This window comes from Luteimonas viscosa (genome assembly GCF_008244685.1).
Classification (GTDB): domain Bacteria; phylum Pseudomonadota; class Gammaproteobacteria; order Xanthomonadales; family Xanthomonadaceae; genus Luteimonas; species Luteimonas viscosa.
In genome coordinates, this window is record NZ_VTFT01000001.1 from 1,929,590 (window position 1) to 1,945,427 (window position 15,838).

The 15,838-nt window shown below is 72.9% G+C and carries 15 protein-coding genes; all 15 read left to right on the forward strand.

Features of this window, described 5'->3' with window-relative positions; translation table 11 throughout:
• The first annotated feature begins 46 nt into the window (after nt 1–46).
• The 15 genes from flgJ to fliG all read left to right on the forward strand — a co-directional run bounded on the left by flgJ (nt 47) and on the right by fliG (nt 15,838).
• Complete coding sequence (gene flgJ, locus FZO89_RS08505; RefSeq protein WP_149102848.1) at nt 47–1,135, forward strand: flagellar assembly peptidoglycan hydrolase FlgJ; 1,089 nt, start codon at nt 47–49, stop codon at nt 1,133–1,135.
• Nucleotides 1,136–1,138: 3 nt separating this feature from the next.
• Nucleotides 1,139–3,022 carry a flagellar hook-associated protein FlgK gene (gene flgK / locus FZO89_RS08510; RefSeq protein ID WP_262378579.1) on the forward strand — a complete coding sequence of 628 codons (1,884 nt, stop codon included), beginning with the start codon at nt 1,139–1,141 and terminating at the stop codon, nt 3,020–3,022.
• A gap of 9 nt (nt 3,023–3,031) precedes the next feature.
• Nucleotides 3,032–4,234 (forward strand): flagellar hook-associated protein FlgL, encoded by a 1,203-nt coding sequence (flgL, locus tag FZO89_RS08515; protein ID WP_149102849.1) that lies wholly within the window; start codon nt 3,032–3,034, stop codon nt 4,232–4,234.
• Between the two features lie 156 nt (nt 4,235–4,390).
• Nucleotides 4,391–5,527, forward strand: coding sequence for a flagellin (locus FZO89_RS08520; protein ID WP_149102850.1), 1,137 nt, complete (start codon nt 4,391–4,393; stop codon nt 5,525–5,527).
• A 306-nt stretch (nt 5,528–5,833) separates the two neighbouring features.
• Entirely contained in the window at nt 5,834–7,174 is a 1,341-nt protein-coding gene (gene fliD, locus FZO89_RS08525; RefSeq protein ID WP_149102851.1) for a flagellar filament capping protein FliD, read from the forward strand.
• 1 nt (nt 7,175) lies between these two features.
• Nucleotides 7,176–7,568 carry a flagellar export chaperone FliS gene (gene fliS / locus FZO89_RS08530; RefSeq protein ID WP_149102852.1) on the forward strand — a complete coding sequence of 131 codons (393 nt, stop codon included), beginning with the start codon at nt 7,176–7,178 and terminating at the stop codon, nt 7,566–7,568.
• A complete protein-coding gene (locus FZO89_RS08535) occupies nt 7,565–7,846 on the forward strand; it encodes a hypothetical protein (protein ID WP_149102853.1) in 282 nt (93 codons plus the stop codon). The genes fliS and FZO89_RS08535 overlap by 4 nt, the downstream gene beginning before the upstream one ends.
• Complete coding sequence (locus tag FZO89_RS08540; protein WP_149102854.1) at nt 7,843–8,403, forward strand: PilZ domain-containing protein; 561 nt, start codon at nt 7,843–7,845, stop codon at nt 8,401–8,403. Before FZO89_RS08535 ends, FZO89_RS08540 begins: the two co-directional genes overlap by 4 nt.
• An 89-nt stretch (nt 8,404–8,492) precedes the next feature.
• The gene (locus FZO89_RS08545) at nt 8,493–9,125 is read left to right on the forward strand and encodes a response regulator (protein ID WP_149104102.1); all 633 of its coding nucleotides are present in this window, start codon (nt 8,493–8,495) and stop codon (nt 9,123–9,125) included.
• Between the two features lie 202 nt (nt 9,126–9,327).
• Nucleotides 9,328–10,719: an RNA polymerase factor sigma-54 gene (gene rpoN / locus FZO89_RS08550; RefSeq protein WP_149102855.1), complete on the forward strand. Its 1,392-nt coding sequence runs from the start codon at nt 9,328–9,330 to the stop codon at nt 10,717–10,719.
• On the forward strand, nt 10,719–11,123 hold the full coding sequence (locus tag FZO89_RS08555; RefSeq protein ID WP_149102856.1) for a response regulator: 405 nt from the start codon (nt 10,719–10,721) through the stop codon (nt 11,121–11,123). The genes rpoN and FZO89_RS08555 overlap by 1 nt, the downstream gene beginning before the upstream one ends.
• Nucleotides 11,120–12,586 (forward strand): sigma-54 dependent transcriptional regulator, encoded by a 1,467-nt coding sequence (locus FZO89_RS08560; RefSeq protein ID WP_149102857.1) that lies wholly within the window; start codon nt 11,120–11,122, stop codon nt 12,584–12,586. The genes FZO89_RS08555 and FZO89_RS08560 overlap by 4 nt, the downstream gene beginning before the upstream one ends.
• An 83-nt stretch (nt 12,587–12,669) precedes the next feature.
• Nucleotides 12,670–13,020 carry a flagellar hook-basal body complex protein FliE gene (gene fliE / locus FZO89_RS08565; protein ID WP_149102858.1) on the forward strand — a complete coding sequence of 117 codons (351 nt, stop codon included), beginning with the start codon at nt 12,670–12,672 and terminating at the stop codon, nt 13,018–13,020.
• 135 nt (nt 13,021–13,155) lie between these two features.
• On the forward strand, nt 13,156–14,832 hold the full coding sequence (gene fliF, locus FZO89_RS08570; RefSeq protein WP_149102859.1) for a flagellar basal-body MS-ring/collar protein FliF: 1,677 nt from the start codon (nt 13,156–13,158) through the stop codon (nt 14,830–14,832).
• 19 nt (nt 14,833–14,851) lie between these two features.
• Entirely contained in the window at nt 14,852–15,838 is a 987-nt protein-coding gene (gene fliG / locus FZO89_RS08575; RefSeq protein ID WP_262378706.1) for a flagellar motor switch protein FliG, read from the forward strand.

The window sequence follows — 15,838 nt, forward strand, 5'->3', positions numbered from 1 at the left end:
GCTTTCAACAGACGAACGTCTGGTCATCCCGAATCCCGGCCTTCTGATGCGCCTGCCCGCCGCCACCGCGATCGAACTCTCGCCCTCGCAGGCCACGCCGCGCGCGGGCATCGAGAAGGCCGCGCGCGAGCTGGAAACGCAGTTCGCGCAGATGCTGATCAAGACCATGCGCAGCGCCTCGCCCGACGGCGGCCTGGGCGGCGATACCCGCTACCGCGACATGTACGACCAGCAGCTGGCGCGCGAACTGTCGAAAGGCCGCGGCCTGGGCCTGGCGCCGATGATCATGCGCCAGCTCGAGCGCAGCGCCGGCGGCACTGAACCCGCGCCTGCGGCGCCGGCGGCGATGCCGCTGCGGATCCACGGCCAGCCGCCCGGGATGCTGCCGCTGTCGGGCGCGTCCGGCATGCTGCCGCTGGCGCCGACGCGCAGCGGCGTCTCGATGCCGGGCCTGGACGTGCAGGCGTACGCGCCGCCACGCCCGGCGCAGCCCGACCCCGCTTTCGACCTGTCTTCCGCGGCCGCGGTGGCCGACGCGCCGCTCGACGCCAGCTCGCCCGAGGCCTTCGTGCAGTCGATCTGGCCGCAGGCGCAGAAGGCCGCGGCCGAACTCGGCGTGCCGGCCAGGGCGCTGGTGGCGCAGGCCGCGCTCGAGACCGGCTGGGGCCGCCGCTTCGCCGGCCGCGAGAACACCTCGTCGCTCAACCTGTTCGGGATCAAGGCCACCGGCGGCTGGCAGGGCGAGCGGATGAGCGCGCGCACCCACGAATTCGTCGGCGGCAAGCGCGTGGACGAACGCGCCGACTTCCGCGCCTACGGCTCGGTCGCCGAGAGCTTCGCCGACTACACCCGGCTGATCGGCCGCGACCGCTACGCCGCCGCGCGCGGCACCGGCGACGACGTGCACCGTTTCGCCAGCGCGTTGCAGAAGGCCGGCTATGCCACGGATCCATCGTACGCGGCCAAGATCACCGCGATCGCCAACGGCGCCACCCTGAACCGCGCGCTGGCCGCGATGCCGGCGCGCCAGCCGTCGCCGGTGCAGTACGCAAGCGCGGCGCCGGCGCCCGCCGCCGACCGGTCCGATGCCGTCACCACCACCGCCTCGGCCGCCGCCGCGGGCACCAGGGGATAAGCCATGACCGGGATGCTCAGCTCCGGCACCTCCGCGCTGCTCGCGTTCCAGCGCGCGCTGGGCACCGTCAGCCACAACGTCGCCAATGCCTCGACCCCGGGCTACAGCCGCCAGCGGGTCGAGCTGGCCGCGCGCGCCGGCCATCCCGAGGGCAGCAGCTGGGTCGGCCAGGGGGTCGACGTGGCCGGCCTGCAGCGGCTGGCGGACGGCCTGGTGTTCGCGCGCCAGGTCGACAGCAGCGGCGAACTCGGCCGGCTGGGGCAGCTGTCCTCGCTGTCCGCGCGCGTCGACGCGCTGGTCTCCGACCCCGCTACCGGACTGTCGTCGCAATGGTCGGCGTTCTTCACCGCCGCCGACGCGGTTTCCGCCGAACCCGGCTCCAGCGTGGCGCGGCAACAGCTGCTCGCCGCCGGCGAACAGCTCGCCGGCCGCTGGCGCTCGCTCGACGGCCAGCTCTCGGCGCTCGAGCAGGAATCGGGGCAACGGCTGCAGAGCACGATCTCCGATGCCAACCAGCTCGCCAGCGAGATCGCCGGCCTCAACCGCGCGATCCTCGACGGCGGCCGCAACGTCTCGCCCGACCTGCTCGACGCGCGCGCGCTGCGCGTGGAACAGCTCGCGGGCCTGGTCGGCGCCGAAGCGATCGCGCAGGACGACGGCTCGCTCAACGTGTTCACCGCCGGCGGCCAGCCGCTGGTGCTCGGCGCGCAGGCGATGAAGCTCACGACCGTGGCCGACCCGCTGCGCCCCGATCGCCAGCAGATCGCGCTCGACGGCCCCAGCGGCAAGGTGCGGCTGCCGTCGTCGAGCGTGTCCGGCGAACTCGGCGGCGTGCTCGAGTTCCGCGACCGGGTGCTGGATCCGGCGCGCGCCGAACTCGGCCGGCTGGCCACCGTGTTCGCCACCTCGTTCAACGCCGCGCAGCGCGCGGGCGTCGACTACACCGGCGCGCCCGGCGCCGACTTCTTCTCGCTGTCGCCGCCGCGGGTGGACGCGCATACCGGCAACACCGGCAGCGCCACCATCGCCGCGCGCGTGGACGATGCCGCGGCGCTCAAGGGCCAGGACCTGGTGCTGCGCTACGACGGCGCCTGGTCCGCCAGCCGCGCCGATACCGGCGAGGCGGTGGCGTTGTCCGGCAGCGGCACCGCGGCCGATCCGTTCCGGGTCGCCGGCGTGTCGTTCGAGATCTCCGGCACGCCCGCGGCGGGCGACCGCTTCGCGCTGCGCCCGGTGGCCGATGCCGCCGCCAGCCTGCGCGTGGCACTCACCGATCCGGCCGGGATCGCCGCGGCTTCGCCGCTGCAGGCCGCCACCGACAGCGGCAACCTGGGCAATGCACGCGCGGCGTCGGCGCAGGTCACCGATGCCACGGCGTTCGCCGGCTTCGCCGGCGCCACGATCGAATTCATCGACGCCAACCAGTACACCATCGACGGCGCCGGCCCCTACGCCTACACCGCCGGCGCCGCGATCGCCGCGCCCGGTGGCGGCTGGTCGCTGTCGCTGGAAGGCGCGCCGGCCGCCGGCGACGCCTTCACCCTGGCGCGCACGCCGCCGCGGTCGACCGACAACGGCAACGCGCTGGCGCTGGGCGCGCTCGACCAGCGCGCGATCCTCGACGGCGGCAGCCAGTCGCTGACCGCCGGCCTGTCGCAGCTCACCGCACGCGTCGGCACCGACGCCCGCCACGCCAGCCTCGGGCTGGAGGCGCAGAGCGCGATCCACGCCCAGGTCACCGCTGAACGCGATTCGGTGAGCGGCGTGAACCTCGACGAGGAAGCCGCCGACATGATGCGCTTCCAGCAGGCCTACCAGGCCGCGGCGCAGGTGATCAGCACCGCCGATGCCATGTTCCAGACCCTGCTGTCGGCCGTGCGCCGCTGAGGATCCGCCATGACCGCTCTCCGCATTTCCACCGCCGGCCTGTACGCCCAGGGCCTCCAGGGCATGCTGCAGCAACAGCAGCGGGTCGCACGTACGCAGCAGGAACTGGTCGGCAACACCAGGCTGCTGCGCGCCGCCGACGATCCCGCCGCGATGGCGCGCGCCCAGCAGCTCGACCATGCGCTGGCCTCGCTCGGCCAGCAGGATCGCAACGCCGGCCTGGTCCAGCACCGCCTGCGTTCGCAGGAGTCGGCCCTGGCCGATGTCGGCACCCAGCTCAACCGCGCGCGCGAACTGGCGATCCAGGCCAACAGCGGCGCGATGTCGGCGCAGGACCGCGCCTCGATCGCCGCCGAGCTGCGCGCGGTGCGCAGCGAACTGCTGGCGATCGCCAACCGCGACGACGGCAACGGCCGCCGCCTGTTCGCCGGCTCGCGCGACGGCATCATTCCGTTCGCCGACAACGGCGGCACGGTCTCGTACGCCGGCGACGACGGCCGCAACGCGGTCGAGGTCGCGCCGGACCAGTGGGTGGCCGACGGCGACCCGGGCAGCGAGGTGTTCCTGCGCGTGCGCACCGGCGACGGCATCGTCCGTGGCAGCGCCGCCAGCGGCAACACCGGCAGCGGCGTGCTGCAGTCGAGTGCGGTCGCCGACCATGCCGCCTGGGGCGGGCAGCCGCTGCGGGTGGAGTTCACCGCGGCCGACAGCTGGCGCGTGCTCGACCCGGACGGCGTCGAACTCGCCACCGGCAGCTATGCCGACGGCGCCACCATCTCGGCCGGCGGCATGCAGCTCAGCCTCACCGGCGCGCCCGCGGCCGGCGACGTCTTCACCGTGGAACCCGCGCCCACGCGCGACATCTTCGCCACCCTCCAGGGCCTGGTGGACACGCTCGAGGCGCCCGCGGCGACCGCCGCCGAATTCGCGCGGCGCGACAACCTCGTCGGCGCCGCGCTCGGCGATCTCGCCACCGCCCAGGACCACATGCTGGCGCTGCGTTCGGGCACCGGTTCGCGCCTGGCGGCGCTGGACACCGCGGAGGATGCGCGCGGTGCCGGCGACCTCACGCTGCAGCAGTCGCTGTCGGAACTGCGCGACGTCGATTTCGCCGAGGCGGCGAGCCGCCTCACGCTGCAGTTGACGGCGCTCGAAGCGGCGCAGAAGACGATGCTGCAGGTGCAGCGGCTGTCGCTGTTCGACCGCATGTAGGAATTCCTCCCTTGGGTCGCGCCCGGCCCTAAAGCTTGACAGGCCGGCGCCGTTACCCATCACAGCAGCGGCGAGGACCAATCCCGGTCAGCACCCTGCGAACACCGGCCCAGCCTTCTCGTCGCCGCCGGACCCAACCTTCCAGGAGATGTTCAAATGTCGTCTGTCATCAACACCAACGTGATGTCGCTGAACGCCCAGCGCAACCTGACCGCGTCCGGCGCCGACCTCGCCACCAGCCTGCAGCGCCTGTCGTCCGGCATGCGCATCAACAGCGCGAAGGACGACGCCGCCGGCCTCGCCATCTCGCAGCGCTTCACCACCCAGATCCGCGGCATGGACCAGGCCGCCCGCAACGCCAACGACGGCATCTCGCTGTCGCAGACGGCGGAAGGCGCGATGGCCGAGATCGGCAACAACCTGCAGCGCATCCGCGAGCTGGCCGTGCAGTCGCGCAACGCCACCAACTCGGCTTCCGACCGCGCCGCGCTGAACGCCGAAGCCCAGCAGCTGAAGGCCGAAGTCGACCGCGTCGCCGGCACCACCAACTTCAACGACGTCAAGCTGCTCGACGGTTCGTTCCAGAACCAGAGCTTCCAGGTCGGCGCCAACCAGGGCGAGACGATCGACATCGCCGCCATTGCCAATGCGCAGTCCAGCGCGCTCGGCGAATGGTCGAGGACCGAACAGGCCACCGTGACCAGCGGCGCCCTGACCGCCGGCACCGTGAGCGGCCTGACCGTGGCCGGGCAGACCGTTGCCGACACCACCGTCACCGCCGACGCCGCTGGCGCGACCTTGCTGGCCGCCGCGATCAACGCTGCGCTGGCGGATGGCGACGTGACCGACGTCGTCGCCACCACCGATGGCGCCAACGTGGTGCTGACCGCCAGCGGCGGTGCCGACATCGTCATCGGCGGCACGGTCACCAACTCCGGTTTCACCGCCGCGACGACCTCGGCCACGGAAACCGACATGACCGGCTTCGCCGACCTCGACATCTCCACCGCCGCCGGCGCCGACGACGCGATGCTGGCGATGGACGCCGCCCTGGGCGCGATCAACACCGCGCGCGCCGACATGGGTGCGGTGCAAAACCGCTTCACCTCGGTCGTGGCCAACCTGTCGACCACGTCGGAAAACCTGTCGGCCGCCCGCAGCCGGATCCAGGACGCGGACTTCGCCAAGGAATCGGCGCAGCTCTCGCGCAACCAGATCCTGCAGCAGGCCGGTACGGCGATGCTGGCCCAGGCCAACCAGTCCACGCAGGGCGTGCTCAGCCTGCTGCGCTGATGGTTCGCACGGGGCGCGGCCACGGCCGCGCCCCGTGCATTCCCGGCACCGCCTGGCGCGCGGGCGCGTCACCGGCGCGTCGCACCAGGCGTTGCCCCATCTCTCTTCCGGCTGTTCGTTTTCCCTGCAGGCGCTGCGCCAGCCGCGTCCACGCCAGCGCCGCTGCTGGCGCAGCGCCTGCAGGATCCTTGTCCCACCGCCCCACCCCGCATCCCTTTCCGTCGAGGAGCACGCCATGCATCGCCAGCGCCCTGAACGCCCGGCCCATGCCGCCGCCTCGACCCGCACCACCCGGCGCGCATCGCGATGAGCACCACCATCGGCACCGCCGGCAAGCTCGACGTCCCGACCATGGTCGCGCAGCTGGTCGCCGCCGACCGCGCGCAGCCCGATGCCCGCATCGACCGCAGCGAGCGACAGGTCAACGCCCAGATTTCGGCCATCGGCGCCCTGCGCAGCGCGTTCTCCGCGCTCGGCACGGCCGTCAATGCATTGACTTCCAGCGACAACCTGCAGGCGCGCAAGGCGATCCTGCCGCCGGAAGCCAATTTTTCCGCGACCACGTCGGCCGGCGCGGCCGCGGGTCGCTACCAGATCGAGGTGCTGGCACTGGCCAGTGCGCAGAAGCTCACCTCCGGCGCGTTCGCGGCGGATGCGGCGGTCGGCACCGGCACGCTCACCATCAGCGCCGGCGACACCTCGATCGAAGTCCAGGTCGCGGCTCCGGACAACACCCTGGCCGGCATCCGCGACGCGATCAACGCCGCGGCCGGCGGCAGGACCGTCACCGCCAGCATCGTGACCGGTGACGACGGCCCGCACCTGGTGCTCAACGCGGTCGATACCGGGACCGCCGGCGCGCTGACCGTCACCGCGAGCGGTGGCGACGGCGGGCTGTCGGCACTGGCCTACGATCCCGAGGGCACCTCCGGCCTCACCGAACTGCTGCCCGCCGCCGATGCGAAAGTCCGCATCGACGGCATCGAGCGCACCAGCTCGTCGAACACCATCACCGACGCGATCGACGGAGTCGGCCTGACCCTGACCGAGGCCGAGCCGGGCACGGTGCGCGAGCTGCGCATCGAGGGCGACGCCAGCCTCCAGCGCAACGCGGCCAAGAGCTTCGTCAGCGCCTACAACGCCGCGCTCGGCACGATCGCGCAGACCACCGCATACAACACCGGCACCCGGGTGGCCGCCGCGCTCAACGGCGACTCGATGGTGCGCAACGCCACGCGCGAACTGCGCGACGTGGTCGGCGACAACGTCACCGACCTCAAGGCGATCGGCATCACGATCAACAAGGATGGCACGCTCAAGCTGGACGAGGCCGCGTTCGACAAGGGGCTGGCCGCGGATCCCGAGGCGGCGGCACGCGTGTTCGCCGGCGACGAGGGCATGGTCGGCCGGCTCGATGCCGTGGTCGACCGCCTGGTCGAGGCCGACGGCCTGCTCGAGAGCCGCAGCGACAGCCTCGCCGAGCGCAGCAAGGCGCTCGCCAACCAGCGCAGCGCGCTCGACTTCCGCATGAGCCAGGCCGAAGCCCGCTACCGCACCCAGTTCACCGCGCTCGACGTGCTGCTGAGTTCGCTCCAGACCAGCAGCGACTTCCTGACCCAGCAGCTCGCCCGACCCTCCACGGACTGACATGAACGCCCGCAACCTCGCCAACCAGTACCGGCAGACCAGCGTGTCCAGCGCGGCGCTGGAAGCCAGTCCGCACCGGCTGATCGCGCTGATGCTCGCCGGCGCGCGCGAACGTGCGCGGCTGGCGGCCGCCTGCCTGCAGCGCGGCGACCTGCCGCGCAAGTCGCAGGCGATCAGCGACGCCAGCGCGATCATCGGCGGGCTCAACGGCGCGCTCAACCTCGAGGCCGGCGGCGAGATCGCCGACGGGCTGCAGGCGCTGTACGACTATGCGCAACGGCGCCTGCTCGCGGCCAACGTCGAGAACGATGCGGCGCCGCTGCATGAGGTCGACGCGCTGCTCGGCGACATCGAATCGGCCTGGCTGGCGATCGCGCCCGCGGGGGCCGCATGATCCCCGTGCTGCCGGTGGACGAGGTCCGCGCGGCGATCGCGGGCGACGCCTGGGAGCGCGCGACCGCGCTGCTGCAGGCGCACGACCGGGCCGTGGTCGCGGCGGTGTCGGCGGTCGACTTCAGCACCCAGCCGCAGGCGCCGTGGCGCGCCCTGCTGGCCGCGCAGCAGGCACTGGCCGCCGAAGTACAGGCCGCGCGCGACGAGGTCGGCCGCACGCTGGACAAGCTCGGCCAGGACCAGCGCGGCGCACGTGCGTGGGCGCGGGCGCTGGCATGAACACCCGCGCTGCCGCCGAAGCCCTGCTGTTCGGCGACACCCTGGCCTGCGAGGAACTGCGCCCGGCGGCATTCCTGCCGCGGCCGCGGCGCACCGATCCCGCGCTCGCCGCCAGCGGCGAGGCCCTGCTGCGCACGCTTGCGGTGGTGGAGGACGGCCCGCGCGCCGAGGAACCCGACGCCGGCGACCACGCCCTGCACCGCATCGAAGCCAAGCTCGACCTGCTGACCACCCTGGTGGCGGGCCTGGGCCGACACGACGACGACGACCCGCCGTGCAGCCTGCGCTGGTCGGCCCGCGGCGCCTGCCTGGTGCTGGCCGATCCGCCGGCACCTGGAAGCAGCGGCCTGTTCCGGGTCCGTCCCGCGGACTGGCTGCCGTCGGCGCTGCTGCTGCCGGCCACCGAAATCGCCCGCGAAACTGACGCCGAGGGCGTACGCAGCTGGCTGCGCTTCGATGCGCTGCCACCCCTGCTCGAAGCCGCGCTCGAACGCCACCTGTTCCGCATCCATCGCCGCGCCGTCGCCGAAAGCCGTCGTCCGCACCCGGGCGGCTGAGTACCCTGTCACACTTCGGGCCGTGCTGCCGCGCGCAGCGGCCCGGCGCCGCTATGGTGGCGGTAGCGAGCCGAGGGGGCGATGCGTTGCTGCGAGTTCTGATCTGCGATGACCACACGCTGGTGCGCGCCGGCCTGCGCCGGTTGCTGGAGTCGTTCGCGGACATCGAGGTGGTGGCCGAAGCCAGCAGTGCCGACGAGGCGGTGCTGCGCACGCGCGAGGCGCTGCCCCACATCGTGCTGCTCGACCTGTCGATGCCAGGGCGCAGCGGCTTCGACGCCCTCGCCGAATTGCGCCGGACCGCGCCCGATTGCGCCGTGGTGATCATGTCGATGCACGACGACGCGCTGCACGTGCGCGAGGCGCTGGCACGCGGGGCGATGGGCTTCGTGGTGAAGGAGGCCGCGCCGGCCGAACTCGAGATCGCGATCCGCGCCGCCGCCGCCGGCCGCACCTACCTCAGCCCGCAGGTCTCGGCACCGCAATTGCATGCCTACCGCAACGGCGGCCGCGCGGAGGGCGACCCCGAGGCGCTGCCCCGCCGGCAGCGCGAGATCCTGCAGGCCCTGGGCGCCGGCCGCACCACCAAGCAGATCGCCAGCGACCTCGGCATCAGCGTCAAGACCGTGGAAACCCACCGCGCGCGGATGATGGAGGCGCTCGGCTGCCGCAACGCCGGCGAGTTGCTGCGGGTGGCGCTGCGCCTGCACGACCGGCCCTGAGCCGGACTGACGCAAAGCGTCGCTTCGCGTCACCTTCTTCCCGCAGCGCGTCGGAAACATGACGCGATGTCGGGGCCGCCCCGACAAGGGCACGGGAAAGCCCTGATCCGGACCCGGGTCCGCCCCGATTCGGGAACCGTCACGCGCGCCTCACGATGCGCCCCATGGTCGACAGCGGGTCGGCCGACGGGAGACGGGTTCGATGAAAGGCAACATGCGTACCGCGATGGTCCAGGGCGTCAACCTGACGCCGCAGCTGCTGCAGTCGATCCGGCTGCTGCAGCTGACCGCCCCGCAGCTGGAACAGGAGCTGCGCCAGGCGCTGGAGCGCAATCCGTTGCTGGAACAGGACGAGGCCGCCGAGGAAGCCGAGGCCGACGAGGCCCCCGAGGCCGCGATGCTCGAAGCCGCGGCCTGGGACGAACTGCCGGAACCGGCGTTCCTCTCCGGCGGCAGCATCGGTGGCGGCGACGACGACGCCACCTTGCGCATCGCCGACGGCGAATCCAGCGACCCGCGCCTGCGCCTGCTGCGCCTGCTGTCGCTGCACTGGGACGCGCGCGACCTCGACATCGCCGCCTGGTGGCTCGACCGCTGCGACGACCGCGGCTACCTCGAACAGCCGCTGGACGAACTGCTCGCCGCCGCGCGCGCCGCCTTCCCCACCCGCGCCGACGACGTCGGCGTGCTGCGCCAGCGCCTGCTGCACGGCGACTGGCCGGGCATGGCCGCGGCCGATCCCGGCGAATGCCTGCGCGCACAGCTGCACGCGCTGCCGGAAGACGCCACCCGCGGCCTGGCGTTGCGCCTGCTGGCGGAACACCTCGACCTGCTCGCCGCGCACGACCATGCCGCCATGGCCGCCGCGACCGGCGCCGGCGCCGACGCCGTCCGCGCGGCGCTGGGCATGATCCTGGGCCTGCGCCCGCACCCGGTGCAGGCGCCGGTCGCCGACGACCACGGCCACGTCGTCCCGGACGTCGTCGCCTGGCGCGGCGGCGGCGCGTGGCGCGTCGCGCTCAACCGCCGCGGCGCGCCGCAGCTGCGCATCGCCGCGCATTGCGAACGCGCGCTGGCCGGCAGCGACCATGCCGCGCTGCGCGGCCTGCTCGACGAGGCGCGCTGGCTGGTGCGCGGCGTGGCCATGCGCAACGACACCCTGCTGCGGACCGCGCAGGTGCTGGTCGAGCGCCAGCGGGACTTCCTCGACCAGGGTCCCGAGGCGATCCTGCCGCTGACCCTGCGCGAAGTCGCCGACGCCATCGGCGTGCACGAGTCCACCGTCTCGCGGATCGTCAGCGGCAAGTACATCCAGACCCCGCGCGGCACCTTCGAGCTCAAGCGCCTGTTCGCGGTGCGGCTGGAAGGCGCGCAGATCGCCGGCACCGCGGTCAAGGCCATGGTCCGGCGCCTGATCGATGCCGAACCGGCCGCCGCCCCGCTGGCCGACGACGTGATCGCCGGCCTGCTCGCCCGCCAGGGCGTGCGCATCGCGCGCCGCACCGTGGCCAAGTACCGCGACCAGCTGGCGATCGGCCCGGCCCGCGCGCGCCAGCGCCTGGCCCCGCGCCAGGCCCGTCAGGAGTACGTGTGATGCGACAGATTTCGGTACTGCTGGTCGACGACCATGCCGGCTTCATCTCCGCGGCCATGCGCCACTTCCGGCGCCTGCCCTGGCTGACCGTGGCCGGCACCGCCGGCAACGGCGTCGAGGCCATCGCCCAGTGCGAGGTGCTGCGCCCGGACGTGGTGCTGATGGACCTGGCCATGCCAGAAATGGGCGGCCTGCAGGCCACGCGCCTGATCAAGGCCCAGGACAACCCGCCCTACATCGTCATCACCAGCCACTTCGACGACGGCGAGCACCGCGAGCACGCGCTGCGCGCCGGCGCCGACGCCTTCGTCAGCAAGCTGGCCTACATCCACGAAGTGCTGCCGCTGCTCGAGGCCCTCGCCGGCGCCGGCGGCAACGGCAACGACACGGAGGCCTCGGCATGAGCGAGTCCCGCATCCTCGTGCTCGACCGGGACGGCAGCCGCGCCGAGCGCGTGGCCACCCTGCTCGAGTTCATGGACTTCACCCCGCGCCTGGTCGACGACGCGGCCGACCTGGACCTGTCGCGCGCGCGCGCCAGCGACTGGGTCGCGATCGTGGTCGGCGACGTCGGCGACGGCGACTCCTGGCAGGTGTTCGCCGCGTGGCTCGCCACCCAGGCGCTGCACCCGCCGGTGCTGGAACTGCCGGGCCACGCCGCCGGCGCCGCCTGGCGCGCCCACCTGCACCCGCAGTCGGTGTGGCCGCTGGCGTTCCCGATCCGCCGCACCCAGCTGCAGGAGGCCCTGCGCCGCGCCAGCCTCAAGCGCCTGGACGACGACGCCCGCCGCGAGGTGCCGACCTTCGGCCCGACCGGCCGCAGCGCCGGCGTGCTCCAGCTCAACCGCATGATCGACCAGGTCGCGCCGCACGACACCACGGTGCTGGTGCTGGGCGAGTCCGGCACCGGCAAGGAGGTCGCCTCGCGCGCCCTGCACGCGCGCTCGGCGCGACGCGACAAGCCGTTCGTGGCGATCAACTGCGGCGCGATCCCGCCGGACCTGCTGGAGAGCGAGCTGTTCGGCCACGAGAAGGGCTCGTTCACCGGCGCGCTGACCCAGCGCAAGGGCCGCTTCGAGATGGCCGAGGGCGGCACCCTGCTGCTCGACGAGATCGGTGACATGAGCCTGCCGATGCAGGTCAAGCTGCTGCGCGTGCTGCAGGAGCGCTGCTTCGAGCGCGTCGGCGGCACCACCACCATCAAGTGCGACGTGCGCGTGATCGCCGCCACCCACCGCAACCTCGAGGACCGGATCGCCAACGGCGAGTTCCGCGAGGACCTGTTCTACCGCCTCAACGTGTTCCCGATCGAGATGCCGGCGCTGCGCGAGCGCGGCGAGGACCTGCCCGACCTGATCGCGGCCATCACCCGCCAGCTGGCCGAATCGGGCCGCGGCCAGGTGACCCTGGCCTCCGACGCGATCGACGCCCTGCGCCACTACGCCTGGCCGGGCAACGTGCGCGAGCTGAGCAACCTGCTCGAACGCCTCGCGGTGCTGCACCCGGGCGGCACCGTGCGCGCGGCCGACCTGCCGGCGCGCTACCGCGCCGCGGCCGCCGCCGCGGGCGAGGCCTTCGACCCGCCGGCCGCGACCGCGCCGCCGCCCGCGCCGGTCGTCGCGGAGCCGGCGCATGCCGCGATCGCACCCGACCCGTCGCAGCTGTCGGCCACCACCACGCTGCCGCCGCAGGGCATCGACCTGCGCGGCCACATGGCGGAGATCGAACTGGAACTGCTGCGCGCGGCGCTGGACCAGGCCGGCGGCGTGGTCGCCCATGCCGCGCCGCTGCTGGGCCTGCGCCGCACCACCCTGGTGGAGAAGCTGCGCAAGTACGGGATCGACCGCGACGTTTCGGCGGCGGCCTGAGCCGGTCGTCCGCGGCGGCTTTCCGACGCGGCCGTGGCACGGGACTTGCCTGATCCACAGCAGACCGACCGGCAGCCCACGCGATGACCGACGCCATCTCATCGATCCTTTCGCAGATCCGAGCGCACGAGATGCGCACCGGTGCGGCGCGCGGCGACGTCGCTCCCTCGAACGCGATCGACGTCGGCGGCGCCGGCAGGGCGGCGGCAGCGCCCGGGTTTGCCGAGACCCTGTCGAACACCATCGACAAGGTCAGCGCCACCCAGGCCAATGCCGGCGCCCTGCAGCATGCGTTCGAACTCGGCGACCCGCGCGCCGACCTGGCCCGGGTGATGGTGGCCATGCAGCAGTCGCAGGTCGCGTTCCGGGCCACGGTCGAAGTCCGCAACCGCCTCGTGCAGGCCTACCAGGACGTGATGAACATGCCGATCTAGGGCCGGGATTCGGAATTGGGGATTCGGGATTCGCAACGGCGAAGCCCATACCCGCAACCACGAAGCCCGATCCCGCTCCCGTAATCCGCCGCTACCAGTTCCCCATCCCCAATCCCGAATCCCGAATCCCAGCCCATGTCCGTGATCGCACTTCCCAAGGCCTCCGCCAACCTGCGCGACCTCGGCCGCCTGCAGGACATCCCTGCGGTGCGCCAGCTCGGCCTGCTGGCGCTGGTGGCGGTGGCCATCGCGCTCGGCCTGTGGCTGTTCTTCTGGAGCCAGAAGCCGGACTTCGTCCCGGTCCAGGCGGGGCTGGACGCCAAGTCGACCGCCGAGGCGTCGGAACTGCTGCGCGGCGCGCAGATCCCGTTCAAGCTCGACCCGGCCACCGGCGCGCTGGCCGTGCCGCTCGACCAGGTCGGCGCGGCGCGGATGGCGCTGGCCGCCGCCGGGCTGCCGGCCAGCGAAGGCAACGGCTTCGAATCGATGCAGGGCGACCAGGGCTTCGGCACCAGCCAGTTCGTCGAGAGCGCGCGCTACCAGCACGCGCAGGAGATCGAACTGGCCCGCACCATCGCCAACCTGCGCCCGGTGCGCGAGGCGCGCGTGCATCTGGCCCTACCCAAGCCCAGCGCGTTCACCCGCCAGAAGGAGCCCGCCAGCGCCTCGGTGGTGCTGCAGCTGCGCAGCGGCAGCACCCTCGAGCAAGGCCAGGTGAACGCGATCGTGCACCTGGTGGCCTCCTCCATCCCCGGGTTGCCGCCGGAAGGGGTCACCGTGGTCGACCAGTTCGGCCGCATGCTCTCCAACGCCGATCCGCAGAGCGACGACGCGATCGGCGCCAAGCAGTTCGACCAGCAACGCCGGCAGGAATCGGTCTACGTGCAGCGCATCGAGGAACTGCTCGAGCCGATGACCGGCCCCGGCCGGGTCAGCGCCAAGGTCAGCGTGGACATGGACTTCGCCCAGACCGAGGAGGCCAGCGAGCGCTACGGCCCGCAGCCGGCGATGGTGCGCAGCGAGCAGATTTCCGAATCGGGCGCGATCGGAAGCGCCGGCGACGCAGTGGCCCAGGGCGTGCCCGGGGCCGCCAGCAACAACCCCGACGCGGCCGACCTGGCGGCGCCCGTGGCGGCCGAGGCCGCCGCCGGCCCCGGCAGCCGCAGTTCGGTGCGCAACTACGAGCTCGACCGCACCCTGACCCACACCCGCCAGGCACCGGGCCGGATCCGCCGCGTCACCGCCGCGGTCCTGGTCGACAACATCGCGCCCGCGGCGGCGGCGACCGCTGGCGCGGCCGCCGGCGCGGGTGCGGCGGCCGAGGGTCGCGCGCTCAACGCGGCCGAGATCGCGCGCATCGAGACCCTGGTGCAGCAGGCGATCGGCTTCGATGCCGAGCGCGGCGACGTGGTCTCGGTGGTCAACGCACCCTTCGCACGCGGCGGCGCGCTCGACGCGCCCGAGGAAGGCCTGCCGTTCTGGCAGCACCCGCGCGCACGCGAGCTCGGACGGCTGGTGTTCGGCGGACTCGCGGTGCTGCTGCTGATCTTCACCGTGCTGCGCCCGGCCTCGCGCCAGCTGCTCGCGGGTCGCACCGCGACCGCCACCGTGGCCCCCGTCGCCAATGCCGACGACGACCCGCCGGTGAGCCTGTCGGCACCGGCGCAGGCGCAGGTCTCGTCGGCGCCGCTCGCGGCACCCGCCTCGTCGATGAAGCTCGACGACAAGCTCGAGATCGCGCGCACCGCGGTCAGCACCGACGCCAAGCGCGTCGCCCAGGTCGTGCGCGACATGGTGGAATCCGATGGCTGAGCAATCCCAGGGCGTCGCGCTGACCGGCGTCCAGCGCGCGGCGATCGTGCTGCTCTCGCTCGGCGAGCAGCAGGCCGCCGAAGTGCTCAAGCACATGGGCGCCAAGGAAGTGCAGAAGCTGGGCGTGGCCATGACCTCGGTCGGCGGCATCAGCCGCGACGCGGTGGCGCGCGTGTTCGACGAGTTCGTCGACGTGCTGGCCCAGCCCAGCGGCCTGGGCAGCGGCGCCGACGACTACGTGCGCGCGGTGCTGACCCAGGCGCTCGGCGAGGACCGCGCCAGCGGCCTGATCGACCGCATCCTGCTCGGCCGCAACACCTCCGGGCTCGACACCCTGAAGTGGATGGAGCCGCGCGCGATCGCCGAACTGGTGCGCAACGAGCACCCGCAGATCATCGCCATCGTCATGGCCCACCTCGACGGCGACCAGGCCGCCGAAGTGCTCAAGTGCCTGCCCGAGCGCGTGCGCGTCGACGTGCTGCTGCGGCTGGCGACGCTCGACGGCATCCCGCCGCATGCGCTCAACGAACTCAACGACGTGATGGCGCGCCAGTTCGCCGGCAACCAGAACATCAAGTCGTCCTCGGTCGGCGGGGTCAAGGTCGCGGCCAACATCCTCAACTTCATGGACTCGGGCCAGGACGAGGTGCTGCTCGGCGCGATCGGCGAGATCGACGGTGAACTCGGCACCCGCATCCGCGACCTGATGTTCGTGTTCGACAACCTCGCCGAGATCGACGACCGCGCGATGCAGGCGGTGCTGCGCGAGGTCTCCAGCGAGCAGCTGGCGCTGGCCCTGCGCGGCGCGGACGCCAGGGTGCGCGAGAAGATCACCGGCAACATGTCGCAGCGCGCGGCCGAGATCCTGGTCGAGGACATGGAGGCGCGTGGCCCGGTGCGGCTGGCCGAGGTCGAGGGCGCGCAGAAGGAAATCCTGGCCGTCGTGCGGCGCATGGCCGACAACGGCGACATCCAGCTGGCGGCCAAGGCCGAGGTGCTGGTGTGA